This window comes from Salegentibacter sp. Hel_I_6 (assembly GCF_000745315.1).
In the GTDB taxonomy this organism is placed as follows: Bacteria; Bacteroidota; Bacteroidia; order Flavobacteriales; family Flavobacteriaceae; genus Salegentibacter.
This window is the reverse complement of record NZ_JQNQ01000001.1, coordinates 721,420-737,307: the sequence shown is the minus strand read 5'-3', so window position 1 is coordinate 737,307 and position 15,888 is coordinate 721,420. Positions and strand designations below refer to the sequence as shown.

General features: G+C 35.7%; 13 protein-coding genes. 11 read left to right on the top strand and 2 right to left on the bottom strand.

Features of this window, described 5'->3' with window-relative positions; translation table 11 throughout:
* Positions 1–39: 39 nt before the first annotated feature.
* Positions 40–1,041, bottom strand: coding sequence for a carboxypeptidase-like regulatory domain-containing protein (locus tag FG27_RS03335; protein WP_037315502.1), 1,002 nt, complete (start codon positions 1,039–1,041; stop codon positions 40–42).
* A gap of 129 nt (positions 1,042–1,170) precedes the next feature.
* Here FG27_RS03335 and FG27_RS03330 point away from each other — a divergent pair, with 129 nt between their 5' ends.
* The 4 genes from FG27_RS03330 (at position 1,171) to FG27_RS03315 (ending at position 7,952) form a co-directional block, all read left to right on the top strand.
* Complete coding sequence (locus FG27_RS03330; RefSeq protein ID WP_037315500.1) at positions 1,171–2,118, top strand: calcium/sodium antiporter; 948 nt, start codon at positions 1,171–1,173, stop codon at positions 2,116–2,118.
* Positions 2,119–2,240: 122 nt separating this feature from the next.
* A complete protein-coding gene (locus FG27_RS03325; RefSeq protein WP_037315498.1) occupies positions 2,241–4,427 on the top strand; it encodes a glutamine synthetase III in 2,187 nt (728 codons plus the stop codon).
* Between the two features lie 933 nt (positions 4,428–5,360).
* The gene (locus FG27_RS03320) at positions 5,361–6,470 is read left to right on the top strand and encodes a hypothetical protein (protein WP_081912582.1); all 1,110 of its coding nucleotides are present in this window, start codon (positions 5,361–5,363) and stop codon (positions 6,468–6,470) included.
* 372 nt (positions 6,471–6,842) lie between these two features.
* Complete coding sequence (locus FG27_RS03315) at positions 6,843–7,952, top strand: hypothetical protein (RefSeq protein ID WP_037315493.1); 1,110 nt, start codon at positions 6,843–6,845, stop codon at positions 7,950–7,952.
* A 746-nt stretch (positions 7,953–8,698) separates the two neighbouring features.
* On the opposite strand, the gene FG27_RS19505 is transcribed toward FG27_RS03315, so the two are convergent.
* On the bottom strand, positions 8,699–8,830 hold the full coding sequence (locus FG27_RS19505; protein WP_255351509.1) for a hypothetical protein: 132 nt from the start codon (positions 8,828–8,830) through the stop codon (positions 8,699–8,701).
* 335 nt (positions 8,831–9,165) lie between these two features.
* Here FG27_RS19505 and FG27_RS03310 point away from each other — a divergent pair, with 335 nt between their 5' ends.
* The 7 genes from FG27_RS03310 to FG27_RS03280 all read left to right on the top strand — a co-directional run bounded on the left by FG27_RS03310 (position 9,166) and on the right by FG27_RS03280 (position 15,884).
* Positions 9,166–10,212 (top strand): hypothetical protein, encoded by a 1,047-nt coding sequence (locus FG27_RS03310; protein ID WP_037315490.1) that lies wholly within the window; start codon positions 9,166–9,168, stop codon positions 10,210–10,212.
* Positions 10,213–10,682: 470 nt separating this feature from the next.
* Positions 10,683–11,816, top strand: a complete 1,134-nt coding sequence (locus tag FG27_RS03305; protein WP_037315487.1) for a hypothetical protein — start codon at positions 10,683–10,685, stop codon at positions 11,814–11,816.
* A gap of 38 nt (positions 11,817–11,854) precedes the next feature.
* Complete coding sequence (locus FG27_RS03300; RefSeq protein ID WP_081912581.1) at positions 11,855–12,757, top strand: hypothetical protein; 903 nt, start codon at positions 11,855–11,857, stop codon at positions 12,755–12,757.
* A gap of 65 nt (positions 12,758–12,822) precedes the next feature.
* Positions 12,823–13,314 carry a hypothetical protein gene (locus FG27_RS03295; protein ID WP_156101184.1) on the top strand — a complete coding sequence of 164 codons (492 nt, stop codon included), beginning with the start codon at positions 12,823–12,825 and terminating at the stop codon, positions 13,312–13,314.
* A 44-nt stretch (positions 13,315–13,358) separates the two neighbouring features.
* Positions 13,359–14,072: a CsgE family curli-type amyloid fiber assembly protein gene (locus FG27_RS03290; protein WP_037315478.1), complete on the top strand. Its 714-nt coding sequence runs from the start codon at positions 13,359–13,361 to the stop codon at positions 14,070–14,072.
* 12 nt (positions 14,073–14,084) lie between these two features.
* On the top strand, positions 14,085–14,492 hold the full coding sequence (locus FG27_RS03285) for a curli production assembly/transport component CsgF (protein ID WP_037315475.1): 408 nt from the start codon (positions 14,085–14,087) through the stop codon (positions 14,490–14,492).
* Positions 14,493–14,498: 6 nt separating this feature from the next.
* A complete protein-coding gene (locus tag FG27_RS03280) occupies positions 14,499–15,884 on the top strand; it encodes a CsgG/HfaB family protein (RefSeq protein ID WP_037315472.1) in 1,386 nt (461 codons plus the stop codon).
* The last annotated feature ends 4 nt before the right edge of the window (positions 15,885–15,888 follow it).

Genomic DNA, 15,888 nt, shown 5'->3' with positions numbered 1-15,888 from the left:
AATATAACGAAATAAATAGTTTTATTACTAATTTAATAGTTAATCTTTATTGAAATCTGGTGGTAGTAGGTCTGCGAGTCTTTTACCACCCATATTACCGCTAAGCAAAAGGCTTTTTTGTGGGGCGTAATTACCGAATTGATCGATAGAAAATTTTTCGTTGGCTTCTAATATAGATTGTTCGGAACCTCTATACACAATATTTAATTTTTCGGCAAGTACTTCTACATTTACCAAATCTTTATCGCCCTTGATATCAAAATATTCATAGGGCATCGCTTCTACTTTATCTTTATATATTTTAAATCCTGCTTCGGTCAAACTTTGGTCTCTAAGAGCTCTCATAAAATGAAGTATGGAACCCTCAAAAGATTCCTGCCTGCGGCGTTGAAATCTTTTTTTCATTTCTTTCTTAGATTCTTCAAAGAAAGCGAATCCTTCATAATATATCATATATGGTGATGGACGGCGAGAATTCTCATTATTATAAGTTATTTTAAAAGAACTTAGATTGTAGGTTATTAAATATCCAAGATGGCGGTTTATGAGCTTTAAGGGTTCATTTGCGCTGGCGGTTAGGGTTTTTTGTGAGGGATTATACCTAAGTTTAAGAATAACTTCATTTATAATTTTCATTGATGATGCGGCCCTGGAAGTACCAAAAAACTCTCTTTTAAATTCAACCATTTTTCTTCTCCTAGTCCAGGGATCGGCTTCCAATACAATGGCCTCTAAAGTTTCTGGATTTTCATTTAAAAATATTGGTTTTTCTTTATTTACTTCTGAAAGATTGGAGATTGCTTTAACCTGATAACCTATAGAACTAATTATAAGTGAAGCATTGATTTGTGATGGAGCTTTAATGGAGAAAAAACCTTCAGTATTTGTAGCTACACCTATGGTAGTGCCATCAAAATAAACCGAAGCTGAAGCTATAGCAGTAGAGTCATTTGCATTTAATACATAGCCCTCAACAACTTGTTGCGCATAGATATTGAGACTAAATAAGCAGAGAATTATGTTAATATGAACTTTTTGCATAATGGAATAAGGAATTATTTAAGTAATAATACTAAAAATATAGTTGTAAGACCAAACTATTAGTTTTGAATTGTATTTTGACTTTTGTTTATCCTTGGCAGGATTATTTTATCTTCGCAAAAAAAATAGATGAGTATTGTTTTTATTCTTATTGGTCTTACTCTACTTGTGGTAGGAGGGGAGTTTCTCGTAAGGGCCTCGGTAGCTCTATCTTTTAAACTTAATGTTTCGAGGATGGTAATTGGGTTAACAGTAGTTTCTTTTGCTACTTCGGCGCCTGAACTTCTGGTGAGTTTACAAGCCGCCCTAAGCGGTTTTTCCGATATTTCTCTAGGAAATGTGATTGGTTCTAATATTGCAAATTTAGGTATGGTGTTGGGGATTACTGCAATAATTTCATCTATCGCTGTAGACAAAGAATTTTATAGGTTTAATTGGCCGGCAATGATGCTTTTTTCAATATTACTCTATTATTTTTTAAGTACAGATGGAAATATTTCACGGCTGGAGGGACTTATTCTATTCCTGGCACTTATTCTTTTCTTATTTTTATTAATAAGACGGTCCCGAAGGAAAACTGAAATAGCAGTTGAAGGTATAGATGATTCCTTAAAAGAAACTTCTTACTTTAAGATGATTATTTGGTTAATTATTGGCGGCGTTGCACTTTGGGGCGGATCAGAATTGTTGGTAAATGGTGCCGTAGATCTGGCGACCAGATTGGGAGTAAGTGAAAGGGTGATTTCCGTTACTATGATTGCAATAGGTACCAGTGTGCCAGAGCTTGCAGCTTCAGTAATAGCTGCACTTAAGAAAGAGAAAGCACTTTCCCTGGGGAATCTTATAGGATCTAATATTTTTAACATCGCTTCGGTTTTAGGAATTACTGCGATGATTCAACCTATTTATATTCAATCAGAAGAAATTCTTACTAATGATATTTTTTGGATGATTGGGATCGCTTTTGCAATTGCTCCATTAGCATTTCTTCCAAAAAGATTTTTATTCAGCCGGTATAAAGGTGCGATTTTGTTTATAAGTTACGTTATTTTTATGGGTCTTACATTTTTGGGTTAGTTTTAAGGGGGTGTATTAAGGAAAACATAAAATTTTAAATCAGTGTACTGTAATTTGGTGGGGTGTGTGGAAAAATACCTACATTTGATAGCTGAAATTTAAAATTATCAAACAACACCAATATGTCAACTTTACGATTTGAAGCTTTAAAAGAAACCTTTAACCGCAAGCCGGTTAAGATTAAAGAGCCGGCCAGAAGGTCAGAGCTTTTTGGAACCAATGTGTTCAACGAAGCCTCCATGAAACAATACCTTACTAAGGAAGCCTACGAAAATGTGATGGAAGCTATTAAAACTGGTAAGAAAATTGACCGTAGAGTGTCAGATCATATTTCTACCGGAATGAAAGAATGGGCCATTGCAAAAGGTGCAACCCATTACACACACTGGTTTCAACCATTAACCGGCGCGACTGCTGAAAAGCACGATGCGTTTTTTGAAACTCAGGCAGATGGTACTGCAATAGAAAAATTTGGTGGTGGTGCTTTGGTACAACAAGAGCCGGATGCTTCAAGTTTTCCTAGTGGAGGAATTAGAAATACATTTGAAGCTCGTGGTTATACGGCCTGGGATCCAACCTCTCCTGCTTTCCTTTGGGGAACAACCCTTTGTATTCCTACGATATTTGTTTCTTATACCGGTGAAGCTTTAGATTATAAAACTCCTCTATTAAGAGCGCTTCAGGCTGTGGACCAGGCTGCGACCTCAGTAGCAAAATATTTTGATAAAAATGTTACAAAAGTAACTGCTACATTAGGTTGGGAGCAGGAATATTTTCTTATAGATTCTGCATTAGCAGCAACCCGTCCAGATCTTACTCTGGCAGGACGTACTTTGCTTGGACATTCACCTGCAAAAGGACAACAATTAGATGATCATTATTTTGGTTCAATTCCATCAAGAGTGTTGGCCTATATGCGTGACCTGGAAATTGAGTGTATGAAGCTAGGTATTCCGGTTAAAACGCGTCATAACGAAGTTGCCCCAAATCAGTTTGAGTTGGCACCCATTTTTGAAGAAGGAAATCTTGCCGTAGATCATAATTCATTAATTATGGATATTATGAGCAAGATTGCTGAAAAACATAAATTTAAAGTAATTCTGCACGAAAAACCATTTGCCGGAATTAACGGTAGTGGTAAGCATAATAACTGGTCTTTGGCTACAGATACCGGAACTAACTTATTAGCACCGGGTTCTACGCCAATGAAGAACCTTCAGTTCCTTACCTACTTTATCAACATCATTAAAGCGGTGCATGATAATGAAGAATTATTGAGAGCTGCTATTGCAAGTGCAAGTAATGACCATAGACTTGGAGCGAATGAAGCACCACCGGCTATTATTTCTGCCTTTATTGGTTCTCAGCTAACCAATGTTCTGGATGAGCTTGAAAAAGTAACTGATGGGAAACTGTCTCCGCAGGAAAAAACCGAATTAAAACTTAACGTAGTTGGTAAAATTCCTGAAATTTTACTTGATAATACCGACCGTAACCGTACTTCATCATTTGCTTTTACCGGGAATAAATTTGAGTTTAGAGCAGTTGGTTCTACCGCGAACTGTGCTAATCCTATGACGGTTATAAATACCATAATGGCTAAGCAATTAAATGACTTTAAGGCTGAGGTTGATGAGTTGATTAAGGGTAAAAAGATGAAAAAAGATGATGCTATCTTTAATGTACTTAGAGAATACATCAAACAATCTAAAAACATTCGTTTTGAAGGTGATGGTTATGGTGAGGCCTGGGAAAAAGAAGCTAAAAAACGTGGGTTAAGTAATAATAGAACTACTCCGCAAGCACTTAAAGCACAGGTTTCAGAAAAAACAATCGCACTTTTTGAAGAAATGAAAGTGATGAATAAAGTTGAACTTGAAGCTCGTCACGAAATTGAGCTTGAAGACTATGCGATGCGTATCCAGATTGAAGGAAGAATTCTTGGAGATATTGCCAGAAATCATGTAATCCCAACCGCGGTTCGTTACCAGAACATCCTTATTGAGAACGTAGAAGGTCTGAAGCATATTTATAATGAAGACTTCAAAAAGCATTCTGCAGAGCAATTAGAGATTATTGAAGAAATTTCAGCACATATTGCTAAAATCAATAGCGGTGTTAAAGCTATGATTGAAGCTAGAAAAGTTGCTAATAAGATAGAAGATGCCGAAAAACGAGCCTTCGCTTATTGTGACGATGTGAAACCTTATTTTGATGATATAAGATATCACTGTGATAAACTGGAACTTCTTGTAGATGATGAGCTTTGGCCATTAACTAAATACAGAGAATTACTTTTTACCAGATAATTTTTAATTATTTAAAGAGTCAAAACCACGTGTGTAATGCACGTGGTTTTTTTGTTTTAAGAGCTATAAGATTACTTAGCTGTTTAATTTCAGCTTATGCTTAAAGAGTTGTTATGCCTCTTTACTTAATACAATCAAAGCTAATAAGGAATTGGAAAATTATGAAATTCCTATTTTATCTCGTTTTTAATTTTAAGTTCAAAAAAAATGATCTGAAAAACGAAGAAATTCTCGCAAAACCTTCATTTTTATATAAGTGATTTCCTACTATCGTTATTCAATAAGTTTAATTCGGGAACATTAGCAGATTTTCTTTCTTAAATCTAAAATCGATTGGTAATGACGCTGATATTTAGTGAATTAAGTCATTAAGTAACGGTTTTAATATTTTCAGTATAAAAACTTTGCTTTGTGGGTTTCATCGGTGATTTAAACTTTTTTATAATTACAGCTCATTTATTTATTCAGCTCTAAATTTTTTATTTTTTTTAAATTCAAAATTACGTAGTTTTTTACTTTATTGATAATCAATGTTTTGTACTTTTTTTTGGTTAAAATTAAAATTCTTTCTGTGAAATTTTCATTGAATGATTTTAAGAAAATACCTACGTGTTAAAAAAAAATGGTTTTTGTTCGTTATTAAATTTTTGATAAATCGAAGATTCCCATTTTATCAAAAAATATAGTATTTCATCGAAAAGAAATATAGAGAAGGGGAAATCATTATAAATTAGCACCAGAATTGTCAACCAACTGCCCCATACAATTCAAAACTGACGTTAATTTTAAAACGTTTGATACCCCACTGAAAACAAATACTAAGCCTTTTAGTTCGTTTTTTAAAATATTGCGAGAGTCAAATAGCCCTGCCCCAAAATTGAATTAGAAAGAATTTTATTTAATCAATTTTATAACCTTTAATTATTTATTATTATGAAAAAAGCGATTTTTTGCGCGTCAGCGCTAATGTTTGGGGCAGTTGCATTTGCTCAAAATTCTAGTGATGTAGATCAGGTGGGAAATGACAATGATGCGGCGGTGACTCAAACGGGTTCTAACACTTCTTCAGTCATTCAAGGAGTAGCCGGAAATGAGGGGTATTCTAACAGAGCCATAATTAACCAGTTAGGATCTAGTACATCTGATGTTGAACAGTATGATGGCAGAGATGGGGAAAACGAAAATAATAGGGCTACCGTAAACCAGGACGGTAATGACCATTATTCACTAGTAAGACAATTGGACGATGATAACATCGCTACAGTAGATCAAAATAGTGGGGATGGTAATGATAGTGATGTCTACCAAATTGGTTCTTCAAATTTAGCAGATGTAGATCAGCAGGGTAACTATAATACTTCGGATGTAGATCAATCTGGTGACGCCGGTGAAATAGAGCCCAATAATGAAGCTTACGTTCTTCAGCAAGGTAACTGGAATAATTCAATAGTTATTCAGGATAATACCTTGAACTTTGCAGATGTACACCAAAATGGTAATATGAATCAGGCGAATGTAGAACAGGCTAATATTAATCCAGCCGGCGGTACAGAAAATCACGCTGAAATTGATCAGGTAGGTGATTATAATGAGGCCAGTGTGATACAAGCTGGACAATATGCGCAAGGTAGCCTTGGGCTTGGTAGTTATTATAACGAATCTTTCCAGACACAAACTGGGGATTATAACGAAGCCTCTGTTAGACAGGAGGGTAGTGGTCACCTGGTAAATCAAACACAAACTGGTGATGGTAACTGGGCAGATGATTTCCAAAAAGGTGCAGGTCAGGAATCAGAAGTAGTTCAATACGGAGATTATAACTACAGTTCAACACTACAAAATGGATGGGCACACTATTCAAGTGTAGAACAATCAGGATCCTGGAATGAAAGCGATGTTTATCAAACCGGCGGGCAGCATTCCTCAGCACTTTTACAAAATGGTGATTACAACATTCACAGTGTTCATCAATCTGGTAATGGTAATGTAAGCACAGCTAATCAAATTGGAAACGGAAACACTGCAAACGTTATTCAAAACTAGTTGATCTTTAAGGTTTATTAAAAAAGCAGGTATTAGTAAATCAATACCTGCTTTTCCATTCCTTATAAGTCAACAATGAACTATCGATTTTTTTTAGTCAGTAGATTTTTTTAAGATTTTTCCTACTAAACTTCAAAGCGCTTACGGATCTCCCTCTGGACTTTCTTAGAGGTATTAAGAAAAAATATCAGCATAACGATTTTTTCGGTTTCCTGTCGAAAATAATATACTCGATCGCATTAATAGCTTAAATTCATACAAGAATTAGACGATAAGATCTCTGATTACTATCCTCAAATATACCTTAGGACTTACTCCTATCTCAATTTTCTGGGAATTTAATAGCTGTATTTAACAATAAATATTTCAATTATGAAAATAGTAGTTTTCTGTTTGGGAGCATTATTAATGGGGTCCATTGGATTTGCTCAAAACACCAGTTTAGTAAGTCAGGTTGGTAATGACAACGATGCTTCCGTTGTACAATCTGGTATCCAGAATGTATCAACGGTTATTCAGGGTACAGATGGGGATGAAGCCTATTCGAACAAAGCGATAATTACCCAATCCAGTCATAGAAATGAGTCTACTGTGAAGCAGTTTGACGGTAGAGATGGGGAGAATGAAAATAATAGGGCAACTGTGACACAAACAGGTTATGATCACGTTTCCTTGGTGGAGCAATTAGATGACGATAATATTGCAGAGGTCTCTCAAAGGGGGAGAAGAAGTAATAGTGATATTTACCAAATAGGATCTTCCAATTTTTCCTATATAGATCAGGTAGGTAGCCTTCATACGTCTGTAATAAATCAATCTGGTGACGCAGGGGAGATTGAACCTAATAATGAGACTTATGTATACCAGAGTGGAAAGGCTAACAATTCAGTAGTTTATCAAGATAATACCTTAAATTTTACAGACGTTTATCAACGCGGTGTAGATAATGAATCGGCAGTCCAACAAGCCACCATTAATCCAGCCGGAGGTACTGAAAACCATGCTGAAATTTACCAATGGGGTGATTTCAATACTGCCAGTACAATTCAGGCGGGACAATATCCTCAAGGCAATCTCGGTTTAGGTAGTTACTATAATGAATCTTTCCAGACGCAAATTGGGGATTATAATGAAGCTTTTGTAAGACAGGAAGGAAGTGGCCATTTAGTTGTACAAGAGCAATTGGGTAACGGGAACTGGGGAGATGATTTTCAAAAAGGTGCCAGCCAGGAATCTCAAGTGCTGCAGGATGGAGATTATAATTTAAGTGCGACGCTCCAAAATGGATGGGGACACTACTCAGGCCTAGAACAGTTTGGTTCCTGGAATGATAGCGATGTTTATCAAAGCGGTGGCGAAAATCTTTCCACAGTGCTACAGGACGGTATGAGCAACCTGAGTATAGTTAGTCAAATGGGAAATAGCAATGTAAATACGGTTGGCCAAATAGGAAATGGGAACTCTTCGACCGTAACTCAGTAGTTATTGGTATCCCTTAAAAATCAAAAATTAAGGCATTGGTTTGTTTCAATGCCTTTAACTACTTAAACTGGCCAATGAAAACTTCAGCAATATTGATATTTTTTTCTTAAACCTTAGTTTTAATTTACTTCCTCAAAAATTGGTAAGCCCGGTAGAAGAACGTAAAATTATTGAAAACAGGGAATTCGGGAATTTTAAGGAGGTTCAGACTCTATTTTCAGTTTTTAAGTCCCCAGAAAATAAAAAAAATGGCAGGGGGCTAATCAAATTTTTATAGAACAAATTAGTGAACTGAAATTATTACAATTTGGTAATGAAAACTATTTTTCATTTAGGGTCGATGGCAGAAACCTGGAAGGGTCAATTATCCAGAAAGGATATAAGAATAATTCTTTTGATTTTGTGGTAAACCCCAACCATGATTTCACTGGTAATTTATACAACAGGGTTATAATCTCCATTTTGAAAGATATTGCGTAAACTCTATTAGTAATAGTTTGAAACTTATCCAAACCGGGGACACTAAATCCATAATTGATAGAGATTTTCAATGAAAAATTTTGAAAGAATCCCTATCCTATTTTTATTTCTATTATGTGGGAGTACTGCATTTTGTTAGGATGAAAAGAAGAATGATATTAAAGCAAAAATAAACCTAGAACTCAAAGATAGCTTACTAAGTATATCTGGCCAGGCAATAAATAATACTTCCCAAGTATATCAATTGCATTATGAGCTTTCGGTCATTACTGGAAATGACAACGCAATAATTTTTCACAAAATAAACAATCGGGTAGTCTTACACTTCCCAGTTTTGGTACCAAAACATTATCTAAAACTTCTATTTCATGTATTCCCGGAAATAGTACAATAATCATACTTCATTTTTTTTTATGATAATAAAGTAATAACCCGTAATTCATTGAATTTTCAATTCTAACTCAAAAATAATAAGTTTTTTCCTACAAAAGTTCAGGCACCATACCTGATTATGTGTTTTATAAGGTTTTTACGCTAAAAAATATAATCAGAACGATTTTTTATGAGTTCTGTCGAAAACTTTTAAAAGCTACTCAAAATTGATATAGTTTAGCCGCGTGTAAGGGAAAACCCTACTTCTTCCCAATCACAGCCCCAAATTTTTTACAGTTAGTACCAGTAAATTTCAACAATTTGTGGAAAATCTTTATTTATTAATTTTTAATTTTTTAAAATGAAAAAAGTAATCTTAGGAACAGCAGCTTTATTATGTGGTGCTGTGACATTTGCTCAAAACAACGACAGCGATGTTAATCAAAACGGAACTAATCACGGGGCAATTATTAATCAAACAGGAACCTCTAATGGGAGTGATGTAGATCAGGATGGGCATGCTAATAAAGCAGAAGTAGCCCAGGAAGGGATGTCGAATTTATCATTAGTAATTCAAACACAAGGTGATTCAGACGAAAATGTTAATCACGAGGCTTATGTAGATCAATATGGAATAGGTAATGACTCCTATGTTCTTCAATCTGGTGATGATCAAATCGCTCGTATCGATCAAATTGGAAATAATAATGAATCTGATACTTATCAGTATGGCTCCTCTAACCTTACTGAAGTTTGGCAAGAAGGAAATAGAAATACTGCCTCAGTTTTACAAACTGGAGATGCAGCTGAAATAGAGCCTAATAATAGCGCTTTTATCACACAATTTGGGGTGAATAATTATGCTGCTCAAGCTCAGGATGGAACATTAAACCTGGCAACATCTATGCAGAGAGCAAAAGGAAGTGAAGTGATTCAATACCAATTGGGTAATAGCAATACAGCACACGCATCTCAAACTGGAGGTATTACAGGGGAAAGCGGCAGAGGTTTTCATGCGGTAAATCAGTATCAGGTAGGAGATCGTAATTTGGCAGTATCCGATCAAAGTAAGAATAATCAGGAAGCCTGGCAGTCTCAAGTAGGAGATGATAATAACGCTTATGTAACTCAAACAGAACAGCATAACGATTCTTGGCAAACACAACAAGGTAATGGTAATTATGCTTCTGTAGAGCAGAAACATTCCCTGATGCCTATAAATGGAGATAGAGGTAGAAATACATCTATAACTTTGCAAATGGGAGACATGAATACTGTGACCCATATGCAAAATGGATTAATAAATGAAGCTACAACTACCCAATCTGGAGCTTTTCATTCTTCTGCCATAAATCAAACTGGAGCTTATAATACAGCAACTGTAACCCAATCTGGTTCCGGCCTGTAATTAGTTTAGAGCGGTTTTATTTTAGAAAAAGCAGGCATTGATCACATCGGTGCCTGCTTTTTTTAGTGTAAGATTTAAATACTCGCGAAAATAACTAACAAGGGAAGCGAAATTCTTATAAAATATCCTCAGGATATGCTTATTTGCTAATTAGTGATCCTTATGGATGGGAATTTTTAAATTTAAATTGGATTGGGTTATAAGTTTTTTCCTACAATTATTAGCTTCTTTCATTCTTAAATTTTAATTAGTGTGGTTATATTCTGTTAAAAATACCATAATAACGATTTTTCAGGCGTTCCGTCGAAAACTTTCTAAAGCTCTTTTAAAATTATCTAGCTTAGCTACGCGTTAAGGGAAAACCCTACTTCTTCCCAAGCGCTGCCCCAACAATTACTTACAAGGATTACCAAGCACATTTCAACAAATGTGTTAAAACGTTTAATTAATCAATTAATATCTTTTACAACATGAAAAAAGTAATTTTAGGAACGGCAGCTATCTTATGTGGCGCCGTTACATTCGCTCAAAACAATGATAGCGATGTAAATCAAAACGGAAATGCCAACTCGGCCGCTGTTACTCAAGTTGGAGCAGCAAACCTTTCAGAGATCACCCAGGAAGGTGGTGACAGTGATGAAAATGCTAATCACGAAGCTACGGTAAACCAGTCCGGGACGGGGAATGAGTCTTTGCTTGTTCAGATTGATGATGACAACATTGCATATATAAATCAAGCCGGTGATCTGAATGGTTCTGACGTGTACCAGGAAGGTTCTTCTCATCTTGCTAATGTAGATCAGGATGGTATCCTCAATACAGCACTTGTTACTCAATTGGGAGATGCGGGTTCAACTGAACCAAATAATGTTGTGGATATAGATCAAATTGGAATTCTTAACAGTGCTAGTGTATTTCAGGATGGGGAGTTAAATTCTTCCGTGGTACTTCAGGAAGGCAATTCAAATGGAGCTCAAGTTCAACAAATAGGATCTGGAAATTCAGGAGATATTCGCCAGTGGGGTGATGGTAATTCTTCTTTTCAATTTCAGGGAAACCCATCTTTAGCTTTAGGCACGGATAATACTGCTATCATTAGACAGGGAGAAGCATTAACTGGGTGGCAAAGTGCACAAAATAGTTTTGCTCAACAAGAGCAGTATGGGGAGTCTAACTATGCTGAAATTACTCAAAGAGGAAATACTCAAACAGCTATTCAGGCGCAGCTTGGAGACGACAACGAAGTGACTGCTTACCAGGGTAATGATAACAACTTTTCCAGACAATACCAGGAAGGTAATGGTAACGATGCCAATACCCAGCAATATTTTAGCGGTAATACTTCTTTTCAGGAACAAGTTGGAGACGACAACTATGCTAATACCGTTCAAACTGGACCTGGAGCCGGATCTAATTTTTCTATCCTAACTCAATTTGGTGATAATAACTGGGCAATGCACAGACAAAATGGTTTCGCTAATAGTGCAAGTACCACTCAGGTTGGAGAAATGCACAATAGTAATGTAAATCAGTTAGGTAGCAATAATAGTGCATCTGTTCTTCAAAGCAATGCCGGAGCTGTAGATGTTCCAGGAGGACTATAATAATTAAAGCAATTAACTATAAAATTTAAATAAAAATTATGAAGAAAGTAATATTATGTTTAGGTGCACTAACCTTTAGTGCAGCGATGTTCGCTCAATCAAATGAAAGTGACGTTGATCAGAATGGAGATTTAAACTCCGCTGTTGTTAACCAGGTAGGAATGAATAACGATGCTACTATAGATCAAGATGGTACAAGTAATTCATCAGATATAGATCAGGAAGGTGATGCTAATATAGCGGTGATCCTTCAGGCTGGAACATCAAATGCTGCTATTGCAACTCAAGATGGAGCAATGAATGATGCGCGTATCGACCAGGCTGGTGAAGATCATGATGCTTACCAGGAACAAACCGGGGATAATAACCGTGCCAATACTTTCCAGAGAGGTTGGGAAAATACATCATCCCAAATGCAAATGGGAGATGGTAACCAGGGAGTTATAGTACAAAACCAGGGAGATAACCTTGCAGTACAAATTCAGTCAGGTTCTGGTAACTTTGGGCAATTAAACCAAAACCATTTTGGAGCCGGAGGTTCTAATGAAGGTTACCAGGTTCAGGTTGGAGATAATAACGGAGCTTTTATTTATCAGGCTTCTCAGTTTGGAAATGGCACCAATAACTCTACAGCTGCACAGGTACAAATGGGTGAAGATAACTATGCTAAAATAGAACAACAAGGTAACAATCATATTTCTGTGCAGATGCAATATGGAATTGGAAACGAAGCTCACGATCTTCAGAAAGGAGCAGGTCAAAATTCCTTAGTTATGCAATCAGGTATGGATCATTTAAGTATGGTAGAGCAAAACGGTTGGGGTCATGATTCAGTGGTTACTCAAATTGGGAACAGCCACGATAGCGATGTATTCCAAACCGGAGGTCAAAATACTTCTACAGTATTTCAGACAAATGGTAGTGGAATGATTGCAAATTAAATTTTTAAATAAAAAAGGCGGTATGTGAACACATGCCGCTTTTTTTTAATATTTTTATAAAGAAAATGAAAACAATTATATTAAATATTTTATTTTTATTTTTTTCAATCTGTGCTTTTTCGCAAATTGAAAATATCCCTACTTCTTCTTTGTGGGAGATGGAAATGTTTTCAGAAAATATGAAGCGTGAAAGTAATAGTAGGGCTGCTTCACTAAATGAAAACAAAGTTTTTATTCAACAAGTTGGTGAGGGGAACAATGTTACCGCTAACATTAGATCTGAAAATAGTAATGTTTCCTATACTCAGGAAGGTAATTTTAATCATATAGGTGTGGATGTTTTTGTAGCCGATTATCAGAGCACTATAAACCAAAACGGTAATAATAATAACTTTTTTGATCAAATGTACAATTCCAATACCGGTGCTTCAATGGAACTGAACCAAACCGGGGACAACCTGCATTTTGAAAGATTTGGATCCAATAGTATAGGCGATAACCTTCAGTTTAACATGACTGGGGACTCTCGAAGTATTATTGTAAGAAATTTTAATTAAGCTTCGTTTTTATGAAAGTTTTTGTTTGCATAATATGCTTGTATATGCCTGCTGTTTTTTATAGCCAGAATTTCAATTCAGAGGTAGAAGCAATTATAAACACTAACGATAATAAAAACGATATTCTTGAGGTTACAGGTATTGCACAAAATAAAACCAATGTTAGTTATGGATTGCGTTATGAATTATCTGTAATAACTTCTAATCCTCAACTTACCAATAACTCTTCCAAAAATTCCCAATCGGGATTTTTCACTCTAGATCCTTACCAGACTAATAAGTTATCTTCTATTTCGGTCTCGGTAGATCCACGTATGCAAACTATAATTTTACTGCTTATCTATAATGAAGACGATAAGTTGCTTGGTACGGCGAGGAAGGTATATAAAGCCTCTTCACAAATTCAATCAACCCAGAAGGAAAACTTATCTTATAAGAAAGAGAATGAAGGTATTCAACTTTATGGTTTAGTAACAGAAAGTACAAAAACAAAACCTGGAAAAGATTTTTATGACTTCTTTTATCAAAAATATCAACTAAGTCAGAATCCTGAAAATAAAATTATTGAAATTGATGAAATGATAAGTTTTGGAAGAACTACACGGATTATGGTAAAGATTGAAAATCAAATTATTTTTCAATTTTTCTCCCGCCCAAAACTGGATTACTTAGAAGAAATGGCTGGAATTGCTCTTCAGCGAGTAAATAGATATTTTCAAGAATTAAGAAAGCAAAAACAGCAAATTACCCAATATTAACCAAATTTATAAATGAAACTAACTTTTACATTATTCTTTATTTTAGGATGCTTTTATACCTCTAGCGCACAGGATTTGGTGTATAGGCCTACTAATCCAGCATTTGGAGGAAATCCTTATAATTACCAATGGCTATTAAGTTCTGCCGAGGCTCAGAATAGTTTTAAAGATCCTAATGCGACTTCAGGAAGACAACAACAATCGGAATTGGAGAGATTCACTTCCAGTTTAAATTCACAATTATTAGGACAGGTTACCAGGAGACTGTTTACCGATCAATTTGGCCAGGGAGCACTTGAAGAAGGAACGTATTCTTTTGGAAGTTTGGCGGTAGATATTTATCCATCAAATGAAGGTTTGGTGATTAATATCTTAGACACTGAGACCGGAGAACAAACCCAGGTAATAATTCCCAATTAATACACTATGAATTTTTATAAAAGCTCATTCCTTATTGGTTTAATATCAATACTAAGTTCTTGCGGATCATATTTAAGTCAACCTGTAGATTTTGAAGCACCAAAAAGCGGAGAAATATCTGAAACAACCAAACGTCTAAGAAAATTACCTACGCCTGAAGAAAAGGTTGTCGTAGGAGTTTATAACTTCAGGGATCTTACAGGGCAATATAAACCCTCTGATGTGGGAAGTACTTTTAGTACAGCAGTTACCCAGGGAGCGACCTCAATTCTAATAAAGGCGCTGGAAGATTCTGGATGGTTTACCGCTATTGAGCGGGAAAATATAGGTAACCTATTAAACGAGAGGAATATTATTAGATCTACCCGTCAGGAATACCAGGGAGGAAATAGTAACGAACCACAGCTCCCACCGTTATTGTATGCTGGAATTCTATTGGAGGGAGGAATTGTTTCTTACGATACCAATATAATGACCGGTGGTTTAGGCGCGCGGTACCTTGGAGTTGGAGCTTCAACGCAATATAGACAAGATAGGGTGACTATCTATTTAAGGGCAATTTCTACTTCCAGTGGTAAAATCCTAAAAAATATATATATATCCAAAACAATTCTATCTCAAGCACTGGACGCTAGTTTGTTTAAATATGTAAGTTTCCAAAGACTATTGGAAGCTGAAACAGGATTTACCAGGAATGAACCGGTACAAATCGCGGTAAAAGAAGCTATTGAAAAAGCCGTAGAAGGGCTGGTGATAGAAGGAATAGAAGATAAGATTTGGCTACCCAAAGAGGGGGAAGTCCTCTCTGATAGTTTAATTTCAGATTATAGAGAAGATAAAGATGAAGAAGAACTCTCAGGATTATATAATAGAAAGTATATTGAAAGGAAGTACAATAGTGCGATAGGAGTAAGTTTGGGTGGTTCACTTTTAAGCGCCGATTATTCAAATAATAATTTAGCACCACAATTAACCTTAGATTATAAAAGAGATATTTATCGTTCCCTTGCATTGCAATTAAGTGGTAGTATTTTTGAATTAAATAGTGGAGTGGCTTTTACAGAAACATTTGCTGGCCTGGATGCCGGACTTAATTATACATTATTGCCAAGTGATAAATTAACGCCTTTTGCACAGGCTGGAGCCGGTTTTCTTACAAGATTATCTGAAAGTGATATCCAGGAATCAAAAAATAATTTTTTCAAACTACATTATGGATTGGGTATGGAATATCTAATAAAAGACAATCTGGGTATAAAAGCTTTCGCAACGCACAATATAACACTTAGCGACGAGTTGGATTACACCATTAATGGCACCCGGGATGACCATTATTTTAATTTCGGGATAGGTGTAAATTTCTATTTAGGAAACTCAAATAACAACAATTAAAATT

Coding starts and splice junctions, on each gene's coding strand:
- FG27_RS03335 (WP_037315502.1), bottom strand. CDS start 1,041: ATGCAAAAAGTTCATATTAACATAATTCTCTGCTTATTTAGTCTCAAT.
- FG27_RS03330 (WP_037315500.1), top strand. CDS start 1,171: ATGAGTATTGTTTTTATTCTTATTGGTCTTACTCTACTTGTGGTAGGA.
- FG27_RS03325 (WP_037315498.1), top strand. CDS start 2,241: ATGTCAACTTTACGATTTGAAGCTTTAAAAGAAACCTTTAACCGCAAG.
- FG27_RS03320 (WP_081912582.1), top strand. CDS start 5,361: ATGAAAAAAGCGATTTTTTGCGCGTCAGCGCTAATGTTTGGGGCAGTT.
- FG27_RS03315 (WP_037315493.1), top strand. CDS start 6,843: ATGAAAATAGTAGTTTTCTGTTTGGGAGCATTATTAATGGGGTCCATT.
- FG27_RS19505 (WP_255351509.1), bottom strand. CDS start 8,830: ATGATTATTGTACTATTTCCGGGAATACATGAAATAGAAGTTTTAGAT.
- FG27_RS03310 (WP_037315490.1), top strand. CDS start 9,166: ATGAAAAAAGTAATCTTAGGAACAGCAGCTTTATTATGTGGTGCTGTG.
- FG27_RS03305 (WP_037315487.1), top strand. CDS start 10,683: ATGAAAAAAGTAATTTTAGGAACGGCAGCTATCTTATGTGGCGCCGTT.
- FG27_RS03300 (WP_081912581.1), top strand. CDS start 11,855: ATGAAGAAAGTAATATTATGTTTAGGTGCACTAACCTTTAGTGCAGCG.
- FG27_RS03295 (WP_156101184.1), top strand. CDS start 12,823: ATGAAAACAATTATATTAAATATTTTATTTTTATTTTTTTCAATCTGT.
- FG27_RS03290 (WP_037315478.1), top strand. CDS start 13,359: ATGCCTGCTGTTTTTTATAGCCAGAATTTCAATTCAGAGGTAGAAGCA.
- FG27_RS03285 (WP_037315475.1), top strand. CDS start 14,085: ATGAAACTAACTTTTACATTATTCTTTATTTTAGGATGCTTTTATACC.
- FG27_RS03280 (WP_037315472.1), top strand. CDS start 14,499: ATGAATTTTTATAAAAGCTCATTCCTTATTGGTTTAATATCAATACTA.